The sequence below is a fragment of the Exiguobacterium algae genome (genome assembly GCF_018617875.1).
In the GTDB taxonomy this organism is placed as follows: domain Bacteria; phylum Bacillota; class Bacilli; order Exiguobacteriales; family Exiguobacteriaceae; genus Exiguobacterium; species Exiguobacterium algae.
The window spans coordinates 757,163-778,708 of the sequence record NZ_JACSKZ010000001.1 but is presented as its reverse complement, the minus strand read 5'-3'; the positions used below and the strand labels follow the sequence as shown (position 1 = coordinate 778,708).

Genomic DNA, 21,546 nt, shown 5'->3' with positions numbered 1-21,546 from the left:
GAGAAGAGGCGGTCCGAACGATTCGGACCGCTTTTTTATGCACGAAAGTGGCGAAAACTCATGGTTTTCACTAAGATGAGGGAGACAGACTAGAAGAGGAGCGCGACATGATGGACCGATTACAGGCAGCCCGACACTTTTTCTCACAACTCGACGGGGACCAAAGCGAGCGGCTCGAGGCGATTGAGCTCGAATTGGCGACGACCGGCACGTACACGCTGACAACAGAAGAATTGACGGCCGGAGCCATGCTTGCATGGCGCAACTCGAACCGCTGCATCGGGCGCTTGTTTTGGCAGACGCTCCATGTGATCGATGCGCGAGAGGCCAGTTCGAGTGATGAGGTGTTCGAGAAAATCGTTGCGCATCTGCGTTATGCGACGAACGGTGGAAAGATCCGCTCGACGATGACTGTCCTTCCGAATGAATATAAAATCCTGAACACCCAACTCGTGCGTTATGCCGGCTATGAGACCGGGGAGGGGGTTATGGGCGATCCTTTATCTGTCCGGATGACAAAACAGGCACAACGACTCGGGTGGGTCGGAGAAGGGACGGCGTTTGATGTCCTCCCCCTTATGATCACGGACGGACAGGACGTCCGCCTCTACGAATTGCCTGAAGACGCCGTACTGGAAGTGGAAATCGTCCATGAAGCGTATGATCTGTTTGACGGAAAAACAATCAAATGGCATGCTGTCCCGGCCATTGCGGATATGGAACTCGAAATCGGGGGACTCCGCTTCACTTCGATTCCGTTTAATGGGTGGTATATGGAGACGGAGATCGGGGCGCGCAACTTGGCGGATGTGGACCGGTACAACCTGCTTCCGCTCGTCGGGAAGTCGCTCGGTCTTGATACATCGAAGGAACGCACACTTTGGAGAGACCGCGCACTCGTCGAATTGAACCTTGCTGTGTTGCAGTCGTTCGAGCGTGAAGGTGTCACCATCGTCGACCATCACACGGCGACCAAACAGTTCAAACGGTTCGAGAAAAATGAAGCCGATGCCGGGCGCGACGTGACGGGGCAGTGGAGTTGGCTCATCCCACCGCTTTCCCCGGCGACGACGCACATTTTTCACGGGCATTATGAAAATACAATCAAGACCCCAAACCTGTTCGCAAGGAGCGGGTGTCCGTTCTCAGGGTTTCATCAGCCGGCAAAAGAGGAATTGAAAGGCTAGAACCGAGAGAAAGGATGATTGCTGTGGCAGTCCCATTATGGAAACGCGCCGTCGCGGGTCAAATCGACCAAGTCATTTTTCAAACACCGGCGAAGTTGATCGAAAAAGCTGTCCGGAAAAAGATTTGGCCTGACAAGGACGTGAAGCGCTACTATTTACCGACCGTCGTGACGATGGCAGGAGAGGTTTGCATGTTGTTGAATCAACACGGACAGACGATCGGCGATCGGGTCGTCGGGATAAAAGTGGTCAGTGCGGACGGACGCCCCCTCACTCTTGAGCAAGTCGTGAAACGTACGCTCTACAAAGATGTCGTTTATCCGGCGACACTCGGCATCCCGCTCATTCGTGCCGTACAGCGGATGAAGTCAAACAAAGACCTCGAGTTACCACATGATGAGTTCGCCGAGACGAAACTGATTTCGACGCGATAAGCGCGGGCAGAGCGACCGAGGTCGTTCTGCTTTTTTGATGCTGACCTGTCGGGTAGGAATAGGGCGATCAAATAAGGTATAATGGTAGTGGAAAAAAATGAACGACCATTGGAGGATTTTCAGTTATGACAAAAATCGCATGGATTACCGATAGTATGGCCAATTTCTCAAAAGAAGAGGCAGCCCAACTCGGTGTCGATATCGTCCCGATTCAATTGATTGTGGACGGGAACGGCTACAGTGAGACGGACCTTTCGCTTGAGAGCCTGCATCGGTTCATGATTGACCAAAAGAAAGAGGCCAAGACATCTCAGCCGATCTTCGGAGATTTTATCGCGCGATATGAGCGTTTAAAAGATGAGGGATACGATTGTGCCATCGCGGTGCATTGCTCGAACGGGTTGAGTAGTACCGCGAAAAATTCGAGCGCGGCGGCAGAAGCAGCTGATTTCAAAGTATATGCGATCGATTCGCATGCAGCGCTTGAAGCGCAACAAGAACTCGTTCGCATCGGGATTGCGGCAGAAAAAGAAGGAAAATCGGTCGAAGAAATCGTTGCCTTGCTTGAAGCGTGGCGCGATAAGAAAAACTTCTTCATGATCATCGGCAACATGGAGACGATGCGCCGTGGCGGTCGTGTATCCTCAGGTGAGATGTTCCTTGCGAACATTTTAAACATCAAGCCGATCATCACCCTCGATGAGACGGGGAAAGTCATCCCGTTCAAAAAAGCCCGCTCGATGAAAAAAGCGTACGCGGAAATGATTTCGGAGCTTGAACGACGTCATGCCGAAAAAGGCGTCAAAGACAATCGTGTCTTTGTCCAAACGGCGCTCGCTCCAAAAATGCAGGACGACCTCGTCGCCTTGATTCAGTCAAAATTGCCCGACCTCGAAATCGTGAAAACCCGGTTCTGCCCGTCAATCGCGGTCCATGCCGGATTTGAGACGGTCGGCGTCCTTTGGCTCGACGCATAAATCTGAGGAGGAATGAAAGATGGAAGCCGTGACAACCTTATCCGGATTGAACGAACGGATTGCGAGCACAGAACAACTGCTCGTCTACGTTTCACATCCGGGTTGCAGTGTCTGTCATTCGCTGAAGCCTCAAGTGAAAGACATGTTAGCGCAGTTCCCGCAAATTGAAGCCGTGTCGGTCGATTCGGACGAAGTGCCGGATATCGCCGGTGCGTACTCCATTTTTACGGTCCCGGTCGTACTCTTTTTCATCAACGGAAAAGAGATGTTGCGGCGCGCACGATTCGTCCCGATTGGTGAACTTACTCACCAGCTTGAGCGAATGCAGGAAATGAGAAATGCATAAACCAGCCCTTCTTCCTAAACAGGATGAAGGGTTTTTTTGTAGGTGAACGGGTAAAGACCTGCATCGATGAATAATTGAATGGGAAGACGTGCAGAAAGGAAGGTAGAACATGCAACTTCTGACACACTCGGAGTGGGATGGGACGAAACAGACGCTCCATTTGATTTCACAGTTGCTCGGGAAGATTCGACTCCAGCTCGCACCCCCAGAACCGCAATGGGGACATGTTTCCTTACCAATCACGGTGAACGGCTTTACGACCGGTCTATTGTTTGAAAAAGAACGTGCCCTGCAAATTGATGTCGATGTGCTGACGTCGCGAATCGAGGTGTGCGTCGACAATCGAACCCATTCCATCTCAATTGAAGCTGGCAAGTCAATCAAATCGTATTATGACGCATTATTCAACAAGTTACGATTTGAAGGGATTCAGGTCACCATCAATCCGAAACCGCAAGAGATGGCATTTACCGGTCTTCTTGATACCGATGAGACCGCGTTATCTTACGATGCGTCGCATGCGAGACTTGGATTAAGAATGTTTCAAAAAGCTGCGCACGAACAGCTCATCTATTTGTCTAAGCTTCGTTGCCGTAAAGTGAAGCCGGCTTTGTTTTGGGGGACGTTTGACGTATCCTCCATCATCGTCTACAGTCGGGAGCACCCGTATCCGGAGAACAAAATCATCGAGCGCGTCGCCTTTGATGAAGCCATGGTGGAATTCGGTTTTTGGCCTGGTGATCCCATGACTGAGCGTCCGAGTTTTTTCATATTGCCGTATCCGTTTCTCTTCAAACCGCTTCAGCAGAAGACGTTAAAGCCGGACCCCGCATACTATGATCCTGAGAAGAGTGAGTTCTTTTTGCATATAGAGAAGTGGTCGTCAGAACAAATTCAGGAATTTTTTAGTTCTTCTTTTGAGATTTTGATGGGGGAAGTGGGGTGGGAGCGTCATGAGTATTTCTTTTTGCCGCTCAAATTGGAGGATGAAACACGCTGAACAGATAAAAACGAAAAAACGATCCGTCAATGTCTCGAGGCATCGACGGATCGTTTCATTATTCTGCTGCTTGCGGTACGAGGTAGATCAAACCGAACGGGTTATGCAACAAGTTGTCGATTGTCGTCCGCTCATCTTCACCCATCTCGACCGTGAAGGCACGTCCGTCCTCGAAAGTGAAATGGTCGCCATCACCGAACATCGCTCCTCCTGAAATCAGGTGGAAGTTGAACGAGTGAATCACGTGGATGGCATCCTCGATGTCGAGTGTCATCGGTACGGCCACGTCCGCATGACCGAATGCTTTCATTCCCCACGACATATAGGCATTCTCCTCTTCCGTGATCGCTGTAAGCAAGGAGTAGTCGAGGGCGAGGTCCTCTTCTTTTGACTCCTGCCATTCGTCTTTCGAGAACGCAACACCTGCCGACTCGACCATGACGCCAAGTCCGCCCGCGTTCAAGACGGCGTTCGCTGCACGACGGGCTGCGGCAACGTCACTGATGTCATTGACATCGACAATCAAATACACGATATGCGTATGGCGGGCGAGTCCTTTCGCGATTTTCGGTGTGAATCCACCAGAGCTCGCGTGAATCATCGCCTCGGCAAGTGCCGGGTCGCGATCGACGACTTCAATGGTGAATGCTTTTCCTGTCTCATCTTCTACTAATAACAATCCGGCCATCGTATAGCCTTCACTATGTAAACTGATTTGTTCGCTGACGGCATCGGTCGATGACCAATTCCCTGGAATGGCGAGCATGACTTGTGTACGGTTCATTTCAATCATCCTTTTCTGAAGAAGTTAGGCCCCTCCTCGGGAGAGGCCTAGTCTATCTTCTATTATGCCCTATTTTCGGACAAATTATTCTTGATACGTCTTCAATACTTCCTGGAGTGGGATTTGGTCAATCTTCCGGCGGCTGACGAACGTGCTCGTGAAGAAGAGCACAGCGACGGCGCCGAGTGTGTAGACGACATAAATCCATTCGAATTCGAGCGGTAAGACCAGACCGTAGTCCTCAGCAAAGACGACGATGATGATGCGCAGTGTCAGAAGCGCCAGCGGAATGCTGATCAGCGCCGATGCGAGCGCGTACATGAAGTAGCTATTTAAAATCATCGAACGCACTTCCCGTTTACTGTAGCCGATTACTTTCAAGAGTGAAATGACGTAATAGTTCTTCTCGACGGTGAGTGCGGTCAAGACGAACAGGATGCTGAAGGCGATGAGGGATGCTCCGCCGATCAGGACGTTCATCATGAAGCTCATATATTCATTGATTGACTTCGACTGCTCGATCAGTCCTTCGCGTGAAACGATAGTCGGGTAGTCCGCTTCATCGGGTCGTGCGGTCGAATAAATTCCGTTGAAAAAGTCACTTGTGGCGCCGTTTGTCAATTGTTCGCTCAGCGTGGAAAGCGGCAAGTAGCCGAAGTCACCGGAGAATTCATTCACGATTCCGATAATCGGGTACGTCAGCGTTTCCCCGTCAAGGTCGACGTCAATGTCTTGCCCTGTCTCAAGTCCGAGTTTCATAGCCAGTGGCATCGAGATGATGATGCCGTCGTCTTCAAGTGTCAGTTCGTTTCCGTCCTCGTCGCGAAGCGGATAGAGCGTGTTGTCATCACTGAGACCTTTTAAGGTGATGAGTTTATCCTCGACGAAAGCGAACGGATACGTCAGGAACGGCTCTTGCCCATCCTTTAATACAGGTGCCCCGTTCGTATACGCTTCATATTCGTAATCGGCATCGTTCAAACCACCGACCGTCATCCGATCGACCGCACCGTTCATCATGAGTGCGAAGATGATGAGGAGGGTTGAGAACAATATACCGAGGAAGAAGATGAGGAAGCTGCCGGTGCTTTTTACGGCGTATAGATATTTGAATTTGGTCTTCCCGCTCGCGCGCTTCAACATCCGGCTGACGAGGCGACTCAAACGGTTAAGCGAAACATTGTCGCGAGGGGAGAGGAGGGTGAGTGCACTTTCTCCCATAATCTTATAGATGACTGCCCCGGCGACGAGCGCGAAAAAGAAGAGCGGGGCGAATACTGCCGTCAGGAAGACGAGCGGACTTTGGGCAATTGTGATGGATGGCAATAAATAAAAGTCGAGATAAAGATTTTTCAATGGATCTGCGAAATAGAGTCCGAGGAAATAACCGATGACGAGCATGAACAGCGAGAAGACCAGGATCAAAAGCAAATACGGTGCGGCGATTTGCCGACGGCTGTATCCGATTGCCTTCAATAATCCGATTTGTCCACGTTCGGCCTCGAGCATGTTTGAAATCAGGATGGCGACGATGATGACTGCGATGGAAACGATGAATAAGCTCAGTCCGAGCGCCATCACTTTTCCGGAAGAAATCTCACTATAAATCGCCCCGCTCCGAATGATGTTCTCGGTCTCCATAACCGAAACGACGAACGGTAAATCGATATCGGTGTTCACTGTCTCGTTCGTCGTACCGGACAGACGGAACGACTCAGGAGCATTCGTCTTTTCAAACGCATCATCCGTCATCAAGAGTAAGGTTTGAATCCCCGGATCGAGGTTGAACAGATTGTCATCGAATAAAGGGAGTGTGTAGTCAGGGAATAAGACGAAACCGCTCACTGTGAAGGGAGATCCGAGATCGATCGTATCACCGATGGCGATTCCATTTTCTTCAGCATATTTTTTATTGATCGCGATTTCGTCATCCGCGGTCGGGCGTTTCCCGTTTTCCAGATAAGATGTGTTGATTGAATCCGCCTCTTTTAAGATGAGTCCGCGATGCTCCGCTTCATCGAATGAATAGGTGACGGATTTAAACTCGCGAAGTTCGAGTGTCGCCTCCGGCATTTGATCCGATACGGCATCGATCCGTTGGTTGATCAAACGCTCGAAGGTCGCCATGTCCGCTTGTTTGATGGCATCAAGAGTGAAAATACCAGAAGCCGCGAGTGCGGCGAGTTCCGGATCTTTGAGTTCTTCTTCGGTGACCCGGTTCAACATCTCGACGGCGAAGTCTTCTTGGTTCGATTCATCAAGGTATTCCTCTGTCGGTACCTCGATGCCGCTGATGCCGTAAAACATCATCGTATAGGTGAGTGAACTCATGACGATAATGACGGCGATGGCGAGGAGCTGCATCCATTTTTTACTGAGTGTCTTCAATACGTTTTTATAGAGCATGCCGTCACCTCCTTTATCCCCAAGGAATATCGCGTGCCGCGATGCGGGTCTCGTTATGCGTCAACTCGACGATGCGTCCGGAATTCATTTTAATGACGTCGTCTGCCATTTCGCTAATGCCGGTGTTATGGGTAATCACAACGACCGTCTTGTGGTACGCCTCGTTCAATCGCTCGAGCAGTTCGAGTACTTTTTTCGAATTGTCCTCATCGAGTGATCCGGTCGGCTCGTCACAGAAGACGATGGCCGGATTTTTGGCAAGACTTCGAGCGACGGACACTCGTTGCTGTTCACCACCGGATAGTTGATAAGGATATTTATCGTGCGATGTGGAAAGTCCGACTTGTTCAAGTAATTCGTCGATGGGGAGTGGGTCCTTCGTCAGATCGGCGCCGATCTGGACATTCTCGTGAACCGTCAAGTTTTGGAGCAAATTGTATTGTTGGAAGATGAAGCCAAGGTGTTCGCGCCGGAATGTCGTCATCTGTTCCGGTGAGAGATCGGTCAGCACGGTGTCATCAAACGTGATTTTACCTGACGTCACGGTGTCGAGTCCGCTGATCACATTCAATAACGTACTTTTTCCGCTACCGCTCGGTCCAAGAATGACGACGAACGCCCCGTCCTGGATCGTCAAGTTAATGTCTTTCAAGGCAGCCGTTTCGACGTCGCCTGTTTTGTACACTTTATTGACGTGCTCGATTTGAATCATGCACTAAACGCCTCCTTTGCTCGTTACTTATAGTGTACCCCTTTCAATCTATGAATGGGCAAAGGGCTTCGAGTTGTTTTGAAAAATTAGTGAAACGGTTACAACTGTGATAAAATAATAATACCAGGTACTAATAAACTTTTTTTGAGGAGAATTATTTTATGAAGATTGCTTATATTACGGATAGTACGGTTGTTCTTCCCGACGCTATTCAGAATCATCCGGACCTTTATATTGTTCCGCTCTATGTGGTCAAAGGGGATCAGCCTTATAAAGACGGAATCGAAGTCGATGCGGAGACCGTATACGAATGGATCGATGCGGGAGAGCGCGTCTCGACGAGTCAACCAGCCATTGGAGACTTCGTTACGTTATATGAAGAATTGAAGCAGACATACGACATGGGTATCGCGATTCACTTGTCATCGAATTTGAGCGGGACCTATTCGGCATCGGTACAAGGGGCGGATATCGCCGAGTTTGACCTGGTCGCCTTCGATTCGAAGGCCGGGATTTACACGATGGGACTCATGCTCGAAGAGTTGATTGAACGTGTGGAGCGCGGGGACGAGCTGGAGGCGGTCAAGTCCTACATGAACGAACGGGTCGAGGATGTCCGAATCGAGTTGACGATTCAAAACTTGACCCAGATGCAAAAAGGGGGGCGCATCTCTAAATCGAAAGCGCTCATTGGAAACATGCTCCAAATCAAGCCCGTACTTCGATTCGAAGAGGGATTGATTGTCCCGTATCAGACGGTTCGCACGTATAAAAAAGCACAGGCTCACTTGTTCGAGGTCATTCGTACTGCCATCGAAAAAGGGGAATGTAAGGAACTCTCCATTTTCCATGGAAACGTCCCGGAACTCGCTGAGGAATGGAAACGGAAGCTCGGAGAGACCATCCCGATTCGAGTCGACACACTCGCCCCCCTATTAGGTGCACATACGGGATCAGGGTCGATTGGGATTTCGTATTTAAAGGCAAGATGAATGGACAGGGCGAGGTCAAATGACGTCGCTTTTTCTTTTGGTAATTATTTGAATTTTTCATTGTCTAAACTTTCAAACATTTGCTGGAATGTTGTGGAGTAAACGTTCATACTAGAAAAAATGGGCGAAAAGGAGGGAAGACGATGCGATTTCGAAAATATTTGATTCGTAGCTGGCTATCGTGGTCGCTCGTCTTCATCGGCGTCACGTATATGACGGGGACGCACCTCGATTCATTTGAATGGCCGCTGTTTTGGTTCATCTATACACTTGGCGCGCTGTTCGTCATGAATCCGCTCAAGCGGCGGCATCTCCATTTTACGTTTCATGAGATGTTCGTGTTCATGACGTTTTTCTTATACGGTCTCGCACCGGCACTCCTGATGGGACAGTTGCTCCTATTGACGTTTCAGGCACGCGCGTTCAATCGAAGAGTCGGTCGCCGGCGTTTTCTGCATTTTTATCCGCTCAATACGGTCATTGAGTCGTTGCTCGTTCTTCTCCCAGGGCTTGCCTATCTTCGAATGGGGGGCGATATTGGGGTACCGGTTCATTTGATGCAGCAAGGAGGCGCGTTGCTGGCGTTCCTGGGTGTTCTGTTCGTCGTCCTCGGTCTCAGCTTCTCCTTGTCTTACTTCATGGTAGGTGAGCGGATCCCACTTCCGATTATGTGGCGGCTTCTTCGCTTTGATTGGCTCGTCGTCTCCGTCGAGCTGTTGTTCACGATGCTTGCCATCGAATCGTACCATTTGTTCGGATATGTGGGAGTGACCATCACATTCTTCGTGTTGTCACTTCTTAAGATGACGTTGTCCAAAGCGACAGAGACCGAAGAGACCAACTCGAAAGTCGATCAAATCGAGCGGTTGAAAGAGCAGCTGTATCGTGTCGACAGCGAACAGTTGCTGATTGAAAAATTTTGGAACGGATTGCGGGAAATCGTCGAAGTTGAACGTGGCTGGCTCCAGGTGAACCGGGGCGGGGAACGGGTATTTTATGATTTGGCAGGGCGAGTCATTGGACCGGTCCAGGATGCGTACACAATTGAACGATATCACGACGAGAGTGAACCATGCTTCGTCTATGACTCGTTGCATGAATGGCATCCGGAGCTTCAGCTCCACCAGTCAGAGTTGCATCATTCCGCACTGGTCATCCAACCGGTTTGGAGTGCCGAAACGAGCGTCAGCTGTATGATCTCGACAACAGCGAACGGTGCTTATGAAACGCCAATCGCGATTGAGATCCATCGACTGCTCAAGACATTCTCTTGGTCGATCGAGCGGATCGATGAACGGAAGCGGCTCCAACATGAAAGTTTGACGGACCCGCTTACGAGCCTGCATAATCAACGGGCGCTGCGTCGTTGGACGAAGGAGCGATTGGGCGATCCGTCCTCTTATCCACTGTCACTCTTTTTGATCGACCTCGACCATTTTAAAACAATCAATGATACATACGGTCATGCGTTTGGGGATGAGGTGTTGATTGAGGCGAGCAACCTGTTTCAACGAAATGTCCGCGCGAGTGACTTAGTGACCCGTTACGGCGGCGAGGAGTTCGTGTTCGTCTTTCCAAGAATGGATGAGGCCGCAGCGATTCTGGTCGGGGAAAAAATTCGATCCGGCTTGAAGAAACATGATTTCGGGACGGAGACAAAGCCGGTCCACGTGACGGCAAGTATCGGAATCGAGACCATTCATGAATTCGAAGAACTCGACACGATTCTGCGAAACGCAGACCGAGCGATGTACGTCGGAGCCAAGTTCAAGGGGCGTGACCGGGTGGCTCATTACCGGGACTTGTCGTCCGAAACGACAAGATAAAAAAGGAGAATCCGAGTCGGATTCTCCTTTTACTATAAAAAGTTATGAGTTCAAATCAAAAATTTCAGATTCAACCGCGTGAACGGCGGCTGACCAAGAGCCGTAACGATGTAAGATGGCTTTTGTAGAGGGTTTATTGTTGCGTTTTGCCCATTCCCGGTACGCTTCGAATGAAAGAGAGAAGCCCATTTCGTGAATGGCCTCGCGTAGCGCAGTTGAAAGTTCAGACTTCGAATACGTCACACTGGCTTCAAGACCAGCTTCGGCACAGGCATCATGCCACGAACCGAACGTCTTGACGATGTGATAATGGCTCGGTGCCTTCGGATGAAGCTTCCGCCATTCCTGGTACTTCTTCAACGTGATAATCGATCCCATATCGCGCGAATAAAGCGCGAGCGTCTCGATAATATCCTCACGTGTGTATTTTGGCATTTTGTCCGGCACTTCGACAGTAGATTCTCCATGCCATTCATAACCTGCGATGGCGAGGGCTTCAGCCCATGACCCGAACTGACGAATGATGGACTCCGGAGATGGCCAATTTTGTTCCATCGCGAAACGGCGATAGACAGATCGGCGTGGTCGCTCTTTCAACAAATCCCCGAGAAGGCGGATGCAGTGGATCATCCGTTGTTGTTCGGTAGACAAGTGATGCGACTTAGTGGATAGCGATTGACTCAATGATGGTTCCTCCTTCCGTGGACTCAATTTCGAACCGACAATGGTGACTAAAATGCTTCTACAATCATACTATCGGATTGTTTTTTAGATTTATTAACGTATTTTTGAAGTTTTTTGGACATCTTCCAACAAAGTGGTAGGTCAAAAGTCACAAAAATGTATTTTAAAAGATGGTAACAACTCTATTACAAATTAAATCGAATTTGGACTGAAATGTAAACAAAAAGTTTTATACACACATAATTGTAATATTTTTTCAAAAAAGTACCCAACTGGAGAAATGGGGTCATCGCCTTCGCTCCAGATGAGTACCTCTCTATAATAAATTTAATTTTCAGACTAATCAATCAAAGAATTGAAATTATACAAAAAATTTTTAACGACTGGTCAATGAAACCGTCGTTCTGCTAAAATAATCGCATTGAGTGAAAAAGAAAAGAGGACAATTGATCATGACCATTTGGTTATTTTATACGTTACTCGGATTGATTCAAGGATTTACTGAACCGATTCCGATTTCGTCAAGCGGACATCTTGTTATTTTCCAAGAATTATTTAACATCGATTTACCTGGTTTATCATTTGAAGTGTTCGTCAACTTCGCATCACTTCTCGCGGTGTTGACCGTCTATCGAAAAGATGTCGTCCGTCTCATCGTCAGCCTATGGACGTTCTTATTTAAGAAAGACCGCACAGACGAGACGATGGTCGATGTGAAATTCATCGGGTTGTTGCTCGTGGCGACTGTACCAGCCGGTGTACTCGGTGTCGTATTTGGAGATTGGATCGAAGAAGCGTTAGGCGGGGTTGCGACCGTCGGATATACGCTCATCATCACGGGGCTCGCCTTGTGGTTCATTCGAAACATGCGGGGGAACAAAGGAGATGGGAGTATCACGCTGCGTGACGCGGTGCTGATCGGTTTAGCCCAGGCGGTCGCGCTCATCCCGGGAATCAGTCGTTCAGGGGCAACGATCGTGATGGCGATGCTCCTCGGAATCAAACAGGAGTCAGCGCTTCGTTTCTCCTTCTTCCTCTTCATTCCAATCAGTGTCGGGACGATGCTTTTGGATGGACCGGAACTCTTCACGAATCCGGAGACGAGAGACTTGTTCGGTCCGCTCATCTTGGCGTTCATCGCCTCATATTTATTGACGGCGATCTCCTTGAAATGGTTCCAACACATCATGGCAAAAGGCGAGTTGAAATACTTCTCTTTCTATTGCTGGATTGTCGGGCTGCTCGTCGTGTTATTTCTCGCATAACGCGGGCGTCACTCTTTGGAGTGGCGCTTTTTGTTTTGTCAAAACAGAGGAATTGAGATAAAGTGAGGGCGTACAAACAAATATTCCTTCGGGGTCGGGTGCAATTCCCAACCGACGGTGATGGGCCATTGCCCTCAGTCCGTGACCCGGGCGCACGTGTGCGAACGGTGGATCTAGTGAGATTCTAGAGCCGACAGTATAGTCTGGATGGGAGAAGGAAACATAAAAACAGGTCCGCGTGACCTGTGCTTCGTCGTACGCTTTTCTGTATGAAAAACGTTTATTTGGGGTGACCGAAAACGACGAAACCCTCCCACCAAGACCCTAAGGAAACGATTTCTTAGGGTCTTTTGTTTGTGCAAAAAAGGAGGGAGAACGATGGAACAGTACATGCAACAAGCCATTCAGTTGGCTAGGACCGGGGACGGTCAGACCGGTATCAATCCTCTTGTTGGGGCAGTGCTCGTAAAAGACGGTCGAGTGGTCGGTCTCGGTGCCCATCTGAAGGCGGGCGAGGCGCACGCTGAAGTACACGCCATTCGTATGGCCGGTGCGTCCGCATACGGAGCGACACTCTATGTGACGCTTGAACCTTGCTCGCATTACGGAAAAACACCGCCTTGCGTCGATCTGATTATCGAAGCCGGGATTAAGCGTGTTGTCGTAGCGATGGAAGACCCGAATCCGCTGGTTGCAGGAAAAGGAATCAGAAAGTTGAAGGGATCGGGCGTCGATGTTCACGTCGGTTTGCTGGAAGAAGAGGCGCGTGCGTTGAATCCGGCATTTTTACGATCGATCGAGACGAAGCGTCCTTACGTCATCTTAAAAACTGCGACCAGTCTCGACGGAAAAGTGGCGTTGGACTCGGGTGAAAGCAAATGGGTGACAAGCCCTGAAGCCCGTCGTGACGTACATGAACTCCGCTCGTCCGTCGATGCGATTTTAACCGGGATTGGGACTGTGCTCGCAGATGACCCGGATCTCACGGCACGCCTCGAACGACCAGCACCTCAACCGCAGCGGATTGTCCTTGACCGTGACCTGCGCTTGCCTTTATCGAGCAAACTTGTTCGAACGGCAGACGCCATTCCGGTACATGTGTTCACGACGTCAGACGATCAAGAACGTCTGGCGCATATGGCCTCCACCGGGGTTCACATTCATGAGTACTCCTCGCTGGGGCAAGTACTTGAACAGCTTTATGCGAACGGGGTCGGCCGATTGCTCGTCGAAGCGGGTCCGACGCTCGTCACCTCTTTACTCGATGGTGGGTATGTGGACGAGTGGTGGGTCTATCAATCACCACGGGTATTTGGTGGAAAGCAGAGCGTTTATCGCTCGCATCATGATGGACCGATTCAGGCGATTGAGCGGTTTGATGTGCAATCAACCGAAATCGTTGGACCTGACATCAAACTCGTTTTACGAAAGGGGCGCGTTTGATGTTCACGAGGATGCTCGAAAAAGTCGGAATGGTGAAAAAAAGGTTAGGTGAGCCGGCGACGTCAGCAATTGAAATGGCAAATTTATTGCGAACGGTATAAATCATTCCGATGCATTACGGGAGAGCGGATTCGCTCTCCTTTTTTGATTTAACGGAATAGGGATTATGTCTCGTTAAAGAACGGGAAAGGAATAGCGATGGATGATTCGGTGGAAGGAGAGGAGCGCGATGGTGGAGTGGATCGCTGAACAGAACCCTGTCGTTCAGGCGCTACTCGGGACACTGTTTACATGGGGATTGACTGCGCTTGGGGCAGCTGTCGTATTCATGACGAAGACGATGAATCAACGGCTGATGGACGGCATGCTCGGGTTTGCAGGTGGTGTCATGATTGCCGCGAGTTATTGGTCGCTATTGGCTCCGGCCATCGAGATGGCCGAACAGGATCCGTTGCCGGCCTGGTTACCGGCGACCGTCGGCTTTCTATTAGGGGGCGCGTTTTTGTCAGGTGTCGATAAGTTGCTCCCTCATTTGCATCCAAATGCCTCCATGATGGAGGCGGAAGGAATTCATCCGCAACGACGGAAGCGAAGTACGTTGCTCGTCTTGGCGATCACGTTACACAACATACCGGAAGGATTGGCGATCGGGGTGGCTTTCGGAGCAGTCGCCTCCGGATTTCCGTCCGCTTCGATTACAGGGGCGATTGCCCTTTCCATCGGGATTGGGATTCAAAACTTTCCAGAAGGAGCGGCGGTCTCGCTTCCGCTTCGTCGGGATGGATTATCTCGCCGTAAAAGCTTTTTCTACGGTCAGCTATCGGGGATGGTTGAGCCGATAGCTGCGGTCGGCGGTGTCTTGGCGGTCCTCGTGATGGAGCCGTTGTTGCCGTTTGCTCTTAGCTTTGCGGCGGGGGCGATGGTATTCGTGGTCGCGGAGGAAGTCATCCCGGGCTCACAAGAGAACGGTCATAAAGACTTGGCTTCCCTTTGCCTGATGCTCGGGTTCACCATCATGATGATTTTGGATGTGGCGCTCGGATGAACGACTCAACAAGAAAAGCCCGACTCATGCGAGCCGGGCTTTCCTGCTTGGACTTAGAATGTCTCTGAAGTTGTCTTCGCTTGCATGTGGAGTTGGATGTAATCCGGACCACCTGCTTTTGAATCCGTTCCTGACATGTTGAATCCTCCGAACGGCTGGTAGCCAACGATGGCACCTGTGCAACCACGGTTGAAGTAAAGGTTACCGACGTGGAAGTTTTGACGAGCATATTCTTGGTTCATGCGGTCACGTGTGAGCACCGCGCCAGTCAAGCCGTACTCTGTGTTGTTCGCGATGTCGATCGCTTCTTTGAAGTCTTTCGCTTTTGTGAAGGCGACGACTGGTCCGAAGATCTCTTCTTGCATGAGACGCGCTTTCGGGTCAACGTCTGCGACAACAGTCGGCTCGACGAAGTAGCCTGTAGAATCATCAGCTTTCCCACCTGCGACGATGCGTCCTTCTTCTTTTGCGACATCGAAGTACGATGTGATTTTCTTGAAGGCCGCTGCATCGATGACCGGACCCATGAAGTGTTCATTCTTCTCCGTGTTCCCGACAGTGAGGTCGTTCGTGAGTTCGACGACACGGTCGAGCACTGTATCATACACGCTGTCGACGATGACGGCGCGTGAACAAGCTGAACATTTCTGACCAGAGAAACCGAAAGCTGATTTGACGATTGATTGTGCAGCGAGTTCGAGATCCGCTGATTCGTCGACGACGATCGTATCTTTTCCGCCCATCTCTGCGATGACGCGTTTGAGCCAGATTTGACCTTCGTTCAACTTCGAAGCACGTTCGTTGATGCGCAAGCCCACATCACGCGATCCTGTGAAGCTGATGAAGCGTGTCTTCGGGTGGTCGACGAGGTAGTCACCGACTTCTGCGCCTGGTCCCGGGATGAAGTTGAGGACGCCTTTTGGAAGACCTGCTTCTTCCATCACTTCGACGAATTTTGCAGCGACGATCGGTGTCGTCGAAGCTGGTTTCAAGAGAATCGTGTTACCGGCAACGATTGCCGCGACTGCAGTCCCTGCCATGATCGCGAACGGGAAGTTCCATGGGCTGATGACGATCCCGACCCCGAGTGGGATGTAGTCATAACGGTTGTATTCGCCCGGACGGCTCTCGACTTTCTTACCAGGTTTAAGTTCGAGCATTTGACGTGCATAGTACTCCATGAAGTCGATTGCTTCTGCCGTATCCGCATCTGCTTCGTTCCATGGCTTACCAGCCTCTTTGACGAGATAAGCCGAGAACTCGTGCTTACGTTTACGGACAATGTTCGCCGCTTTGAACAAGACGTCCGCACGTACTGCCGGATCGACATGGCGCCACGTGTCAAATGCAGTGAGTGCTTCTTGCATCGCACGTTCTGCGAGTTCTTGGTTCGCTTTTGAGACGCGACCGATCACTTCTTCTTTGTTTGCCGGGTTATAAGACGTGATTTTCTCATCCGTCGTAACTTTTTCCCCACCGATTACGAGCGGATAGTCCTTCCCGAGCTCACCGTTCACTTTCTCGATTGCCGCTTGAATCGCCGCGGCGTTCTCTTTGTTTGTAAAGTCTGTGAATGGTTCGTGTTTGTATGGAATCATTCTCGTTCCCCCTTTAAGTGATGTTGAGCGTTAAAGCGCTTACGTCTGTATTGTATCGAAATTATGGGCGAAATCCTAGTGAAACAATTTTCCAAAACCACGTGCCGTTGGAGTGAAAAAACGAGTCGTGGTAGGATGAGAGAGAACATGGTTGAAGAAAGGAAGAACTTCATGAAAAAGTGGCTCATTCCGTTCCTGCTCGTCTTCACGCTCGGCGCTTGCGGGAACGCTGAAGAGACCTCGCCCGAAGAGGTGAAGGCACCGCTGCCTGAGTCTGTGGAGGAAGTATATGCGGCGTATCAGGAAGCACTTGAAAAAGGGGACGCCGAGTCGTTGGCGGCACTCGATTATGACGGGGAACGGACCGATATTCCGGCAACGGGTGCCGTCACCCGGGAACTGTCGCCGGGTGACATTTTCGAGAGCTGGGTCAATGAGGAAGAAGATGTGGCCTTCCTCGTACATGAGATGGTCGATGAGGACGGTAATCCGCTGCCAAACCGGTTATCGAAAGTCGCCGTCAAACAAGAAGACGGATGGAAGCTCGTCGTGACACCGGCCGCCCTGCCGAAACGAATCATTGCCGAAGTCGGGGAGATGCTCGTTGGAATCGAGGCGAGCGAGTACGGCGTGAACGCGGAAGCGAACGCGCGGCTTGCCGAGGTGCCGGAGGAGGAAGCGGGACCGATTTATGACCGCGTCAACGCCCAGACAGACTATATCGCGCTGGAGGCGGACAATAACGTCTTCCTGCTGCTGGCGGAAACCCTTACTGTCGAAGAGAATCAAGAAACGATGGAAGGATATTTCGAAGCGTACGAGGCGTGGTATATACAAAATGAACAGGCGCTTCGCGATGCAGCGTCGATTGAAGATCCGGTAGCCTACCTGGAGGCGCTGGATCCGTTGAAATTAAAATTAGAACAAGCGATTGACGGATATGACGAGGAACTCGTTGAACCGTCCTTTGGTTAAGGAGGAGACAGTATGCGCGCACCAACATTCACATTACCGAACCAATCGGGAGAGAACATCTCCCTAGAGGATTACCGGGGTCAACACGTCGTTCTATATTTTTATCCGAGAGATTCGACACCGGGTTGTACGACTGAGGCTTGTGACTTCCGTGATGCGATGCCGAAGATGAAAGGGGCGGTCGTCATCGGGATTTCTGCGGACAGTCAAAAGAAACATCAAAACTTTATCGCTGAGAACGACTTGCCGTTTGATTTGCTCGTCGATGAGGAGCATGAAGTGTCAGAGTTGTATGGTGTCTGGCAGTTGAAGAAAAATTACGGGAAAGAGTATTACGGCATCGTCCGATCGACTTTCCTGATCAACGAAGAAGGCGAAATCGTCCGGGAATGGCGCAACGTTAAAGTGAACGGACATGTGGAGGAAGTCGTCGAAGCATTGTCTAACTAAATCTGATTGAAGGCACCGGTTTCGTAGAGAAATCGGTGTTTTTGTAAATTCTTATTTTACAATCATATTTCAACAAAGTAATTTTAAAGCCTATGATACTGGGGATGAAGTACTTTTGTTACAAATAGATGACATTAGAATAACGTTTCTTCACCATGCCTCACCTTGACTCATTTGTGAATGTTCTGAAAAATAATAGAGGAGCGCTCAAATCAGATACAGGAGGAGAGCAACAACGTGAATCAAATTGAAAGTTGGCTGTCGAGTTTATCCAATCTCGTATGGGGGCCACATTTACTGATCTTACTCGTCGGGACCGGAATCTTCTTGACGATTCGTCTTGGATTTATACAGGTGACGCGACTTGGGGTCGGGTTGAAAGAAGCATTTATTCCAAAACAAGAGAAAGAGCAGAAACGGCAACGTGGAGACATCTCCCACTTCCAGGCACTCATGACCGCTTTGGCGGCAACGGTTGGGACAGGGAACATGGTCGGGGTCGCGACTGCGATCGTCCTTGGCGGACCGGGAGCCGTCGTGTGGATGTGGTTATCCGGCTTCGTCGGGATGGCGACGAAATACGCCGAGGCCATTTTGGCCGTGAAGTACCGGGTCGTCGATGAACGAGGCGAGATTGCCGGTGGACCGATGTATTACTTAGAACACGGGCTAAAGAAAAAGTGGCTCGGGATGTTGTTTGCCCTATTCGCCTCGGTCGCCGCATTCGGGATCGGGAACGGGGTGCAGACGAATTCGATCAGTCTCGCCTTGAACAACTCGTTTGACGTGCCGATGCTCGTCACCGGAATCGTCATGATGGCGTTAACGGCATTCGTCATTTTAGGCGGTGTCAAATCAATCGGGAAAGTGGTCGGTGTATTTGTACCGTTCATGATTCTAGCATATGTCGGAAGCGGGCTCGTGATTCTCATCATGAACCTTGAATTGGTACCGGGTGCCTTGTCGACGATGTTCTCGAGCACGTTCAGTGCGGAAGCCATTGGCGGGGGTGCGTTAGGTGCCGCGATTCGCTACGGGGTCGCGCGCGGTGTGTTCTCTAACGAGGCAGGACTTGGATCTGCACCGATCGCGGCCGCGGCAGCGAAGACCGACTTCCCGGGACGGCAGGCGCTCGTCTCGATGACACAAGTATTGATCGACACGCTCATCGTCTGTTCGATCACCGGGCTCACGATTGTCATGGGCGGACAGTATACGGAAGGACTCGAAGGCATCGCCTTGACCCAAGCGTCGTTCGCGCACTTCTTAGGGCCGATTGGTGAGATCATCGTCACCGTCTCGCTCGTCTTCTTCGCGTATTCGACCGTCCTCGGCTGGTGCTATTATGGGGAACGCTCAGCCTATTATTTACTAGGGGAAAAAGTCATCGTCCCGTATCGGGTCTTGTACATCTTAGTCGCCGGACTCGGTGCGATGACGACGAACTTGAATTTGATTTGGTCCATCTCGGATGTGTTCAACGGTCTCATGGCGATCCCGAACTTGATCGGGCTCCTGTTCTTATCAGGTGTGGTCGTCGCCGAGACGAAACGGTTCGAACTTGAACGAACAAAAGAAACGCAGCAGACGGCTGCATAAAAATAGGCCCTTCCGCTTTTATACGGAAGGGCCTATTTTTTAAACTCTGAACTGACGAATTAGCGTGTCGAGTTCTTCCATCTTCTGTTGAGATTCTTCCGTCGCACGGTTCAGCTCACTGAATCGCTCGACAGACATCGTCACTTTCTCAGCGATTTCCTGCGTGCCGAGCGCCCCGTTGTTCACGGTCGTGGCGACGTCTTGGATGACACCGATCATGTTTGACGTCAACATCTCGAGTTCGCCAGCTGCCGCTGCGAACTCCGTCGCGGTCGTTTCGAAGCGTCCCGCGTCCTCGCTGTACTGCCCGGCTGCTTCCTCGAGCTGATCGTAATCTTTCAAAACGTTCGTATCGAGGAACTGTAACATCTCCCCGGCGCTTCCGTTCAAATGGTCAACCGAGTGCAGGACGGTCGTCGAGATAGCCTGGATCCGCTCGACGGTCGCGCGACTCGTCTCAGCCAGTTTCCGGATCTCATCAGCGACGACAGCGAAACCTCGTCCGGCTTCCCCGGCACGTGCGGCTTCGATTGAAGCGTTCAATGACAACAGGTTCGTCTGCGCGGCGATGTCGAGAATATCGTTTGTGAGGGTGGCGATCTCACGGACGGCTTTCGCGTCTTGCATCGCTTTTTCTAAGTTTTGTCGCGTCGATTGAAGGACGCCGAGGGCATTCGCTTTAGCGTCGACCGCATGAGACTTCAATGCGATTGCGCGTTCGTCGACACGTTTTGCCTCATGTTTCCGTTCATCCGCCATCGTCACGATGCGGTGAATCGTCCGTTCCATGTCAGAGGCGGAAGCATTCATTTCCTGCGCACTGGCGGCTGTCTGTTGCATGCCGGCCGTCAAGTCTTCTGTTGTGGAGGCCGTCGTCGCCATGTATGTATCAAGTTCTTTCAATTCGTCATACATATGCGTCGATTGCTGCGTCACACCGGTCGTCACGTCATTCACCTGCAAGATGAGCTGGCGGAGGTTGGCGATGAACTGGTTGAAGTCGCGGGCAAGCCCTGCGAACTCATCCCGGCGTTTCACCGGAATCGCGGTCGTCAAATCGCCTTCACTTGTCGCAAGCTCATGCATTTTCGTCTTGAACTCTTTGAGCGGTTCGAAAATCGAACGGAAGATAAAGAGCATCATGAGGACGGACAAGACAGCTGCCACGCCAAGGACGATGATCAAGGTCATCTGGACGCGCTCGAATAACTGCTCTGCGGCGGCCGTGTCGGTTTGAATCTCACCCCGGTTCAAGTTGACGAGAAGACCGAGCGAGTTGGAAAGCGTGTCAGCACTCGCGTCGGCCGTATCCCGAATATAGGCCTCTGCTGCTTCGGCACCTTCTTCATTTGAAATGCGAATCAATTCGGTCGCAATGGTCTGATAATTGGCCCAATCGGAACTGGCCTGATCGAATAAGTCCTGGTCTTCCTGTTCGATGATGGTCGCCTCGTAGCTGTCCATGCGTTGTTCGAGGATCGAGACAGAGGCCTGGATGTCACGTTCGATGTTTTGTTTCGTCACCGGGTCCTCGACGAGGGAGTGACGAATCAAGTGGCGGCGGAGTTCCAGCAATTGTTTGTCCACCTGATGGATTTGGTCAATCCCCGGCACCCACGACACCGTCATGTCATGTTGCGCCGCTTTTGAAGCGTTCAATGCATACCACGAGAAACCGCTTACACCGAGCAAAATTAAAAACATGATGGTGAAGGCGGCAATCAGTTTATTCCGAATCGACATACGATTCCTCCTCACGAAAAAAGTCTACTATAATAAGAATAATCAGAATGACAGAGTTACCGAATAGTGGATTTGGGAAA

Annotated in this window: 19 protein-coding genes and 1 riboswitch; of the genes, 13 read left to right on the top strand and 6 right to left on the bottom strand. The window is 50.7% G+C overall.

The window, feature by feature from the left end; genetic code table 11:
* Positions 1 to 110: 110 nt before the first annotated feature.
* The 5 genes from KNP03_RS03980 to KNP03_RS03960 all read left to right on the top strand — a co-directional run bounded on the left by KNP03_RS03980 (position 111) and on the right by KNP03_RS03960 (position 3,944).
* Positions 111 to 1,187 (top strand): nitric oxide synthase oxygenase, encoded by a 1,077-nt coding sequence (locus tag KNP03_RS03980; protein WP_214825603.1) that lies wholly within the window; start codon positions 111 to 113, stop codon positions 1,185 to 1,187.
* A 14-nt stretch (positions 1,188 to 1,201) separates the two neighbouring features.
* Positions 1,202 to 1,621, top strand: a complete 420-nt coding sequence (locus KNP03_RS03975; RefSeq protein WP_214825601.1) for an RDD family protein — start codon at positions 1,202 to 1,204, stop codon at positions 1,619 to 1,621.
* A gap of 125 nt (positions 1,622 to 1,746) precedes the next feature.
* Entirely contained in the window at positions 1,747 to 2,598 is an 852-nt protein-coding gene (locus KNP03_RS03970) for a DegV family protein (RefSeq protein WP_214825599.1), read from the top strand.
* Between the two features lie 19 nt (positions 2,599 to 2,617).
* Entirely contained in the window at positions 2,618 to 2,944 is a 327-nt protein-coding gene (locus KNP03_RS03965; RefSeq protein WP_214825597.1) for a thioredoxin family protein, read from the top strand.
* 109 nt (positions 2,945 to 3,053) lie between these two features.
* Positions 3,054 to 3,944: a DUF5996 family protein gene (locus KNP03_RS03960; protein WP_214825595.1), complete on the top strand. Its 891-nt coding sequence runs from the start codon at positions 3,054 to 3,056 to the stop codon at positions 3,942 to 3,944.
* 58 nt (positions 3,945 to 4,002) lie between these two features.
* On the opposite strand, the gene KNP03_RS03955 is transcribed toward KNP03_RS03960, so the two are convergent.
* From KNP03_RS03955 to KNP03_RS03945, 3 genes are all read right to left on the bottom strand, one after another.
* Positions 4,003 to 4,728 carry a DUF4261 domain-containing protein gene (locus KNP03_RS03955; protein WP_214825594.1) on the bottom strand — a complete coding sequence of 242 codons (726 nt, stop codon included), beginning with the start codon at positions 4,726 to 4,728 and terminating at the stop codon, positions 4,003 to 4,005.
* An 84-nt stretch (positions 4,729 to 4,812) separates the two neighbouring features.
* Positions 4,813 to 7,134 carry an ABC transporter permease gene (locus KNP03_RS03950; RefSeq protein WP_214825591.1) on the bottom strand — a complete coding sequence of 774 codons (2,322 nt, stop codon included), beginning with the start codon at positions 7,132 to 7,134 and terminating at the stop codon, positions 4,813 to 4,815.
* Between the two features lie 13 nt (positions 7,135 to 7,147).
* Positions 7,148 to 7,846, bottom strand: a complete 699-nt coding sequence (locus KNP03_RS03945; protein WP_214825589.1) for an ABC transporter ATP-binding protein — start codon at positions 7,844 to 7,846, stop codon at positions 7,148 to 7,150.
* 161 nt (positions 7,847 to 8,007) lie between these two features.
* On the opposite strand from KNP03_RS03945, the gene KNP03_RS03940 reads away from it, so the two are divergent.
* Together KNP03_RS03940 and KNP03_RS03935 are read left to right on the top strand one after the other, a co-directional pair.
* Positions 8,008 to 8,838: a DegV family protein gene (locus KNP03_RS03940; RefSeq protein ID WP_214825587.1), complete on the top strand. Its 831-nt coding sequence runs from the start codon at positions 8,008 to 8,010 to the stop codon at positions 8,836 to 8,838.
* Positions 8,839 to 8,981: 143 nt separating this feature from the next.
* On the top strand, positions 8,982 to 10,664 hold the full coding sequence (locus tag KNP03_RS03935) for a sensor domain-containing diguanylate cyclase (protein WP_214825585.1): 1,683 nt from the start codon (positions 8,982 to 8,984) through the stop codon (positions 10,662 to 10,664).
* Between the two features lie 42 nt (positions 10,665 to 10,706).
* Here the strand turns inward: KNP03_RS03935 and KNP03_RS03930 are convergent, their stop codons facing one another.
* Entirely contained in the window at positions 10,707 to 11,348 is a 642-nt protein-coding gene (locus tag KNP03_RS03930; protein ID WP_214825583.1) for a homing endonuclease associated repeat-containing protein, read from the bottom strand.
* A gap of 452 nt (positions 11,349 to 11,800) precedes the next feature.
* Here KNP03_RS03930 and KNP03_RS03925 point away from each other — a divergent pair, with 452 nt between their 5' ends.
* From KNP03_RS03925 to KNP03_RS03915, 3 genes are all read left to right on the top strand, one after another.
* Entirely contained in the window at positions 11,801 to 12,613 is an 813-nt protein-coding gene (locus KNP03_RS03925) for an undecaprenyl-diphosphate phosphatase (RefSeq protein WP_214825582.1), read from the top strand.
* An 80-nt stretch (positions 12,614 to 12,693) separates the two neighbouring features.
* Positions 12,694 to 12,836: riboswitch (FMN riboswitch) on the top strand.
* A 155-nt stretch (positions 12,837 to 12,991) separates the two neighbouring features.
* On the top strand, positions 12,992 to 14,056 hold the full coding sequence (gene ribD / locus KNP03_RS03920; RefSeq protein WP_214825580.1) for a bifunctional diaminohydroxyphosphoribosylaminopyrimidine deaminase/5-amino-6-(5-phosphoribosylamino)uracil reductase RibD: 1,065 nt from the start codon (positions 12,992 to 12,994) through the stop codon (positions 14,054 to 14,056).
* Positions 14,057 to 14,285: 229 nt separating this feature from the next.
* A complete protein-coding gene (locus tag KNP03_RS03915; protein WP_214825578.1) occupies positions 14,286 to 15,101 on the top strand; it encodes a ZIP family metal transporter in 816 nt (271 codons plus the stop codon).
* A 53-nt stretch (positions 15,102 to 15,154) separates the two neighbouring features.
* On the opposite strand, the gene pruA is transcribed toward KNP03_RS03915, so the two are convergent.
* On the bottom strand, positions 15,155 to 16,699 hold the full coding sequence (gene pruA / locus KNP03_RS03910; protein WP_214825576.1) for an L-glutamate gamma-semialdehyde dehydrogenase: 1,545 nt from the start codon (positions 16,697 to 16,699) through the stop codon (positions 15,155 to 15,157).
* A gap of 171 nt (positions 16,700 to 16,870) precedes the next feature.
* Here pruA and KNP03_RS03905 point away from each other — a divergent pair, with 171 nt between their 5' ends.
* The 3 genes from KNP03_RS03905 (at position 16,871) to KNP03_RS03895 (ending at position 19,723) form a co-directional block, all read left to right on the top strand.
* The gene (locus KNP03_RS03905) at positions 16,871 to 17,674 is read left to right on the top strand and encodes a nuclear transport factor 2 family protein (protein ID WP_214825574.1); all 804 of its coding nucleotides are present in this window, start codon (positions 16,871 to 16,873) and stop codon (positions 17,672 to 17,674) included.
* A 12-nt stretch (positions 17,675 to 17,686) separates the two neighbouring features.
* Complete coding sequence (bcp, locus tag KNP03_RS03900) at positions 17,687 to 18,124, top strand: thioredoxin-dependent thiol peroxidase (RefSeq protein ID WP_214825572.1); 438 nt, start codon at positions 17,687 to 17,689, stop codon at positions 18,122 to 18,124.
* Positions 18,125 to 18,361: 237 nt separating this feature from the next.
* Positions 18,362 to 19,723 carry an alanine/glycine:cation symporter family protein gene (locus KNP03_RS03895; RefSeq protein WP_214825571.1) on the top strand — a complete coding sequence of 454 codons (1,362 nt, stop codon included), beginning with the start codon at positions 18,362 to 18,364 and terminating at the stop codon, positions 19,721 to 19,723.
* A gap of 39 nt (positions 19,724 to 19,762) precedes the next feature.
* Here KNP03_RS03895 and KNP03_RS03890 read toward each other — a convergent pair whose 3' ends face one another.
* Entirely contained in the window at positions 19,763 to 21,466 is a 1,704-nt protein-coding gene (locus tag KNP03_RS03890; RefSeq protein WP_214825569.1) for a methyl-accepting chemotaxis protein, read from the bottom strand.
* Positions 21,467 to 21,546 lie beyond the last annotated feature (80 nt).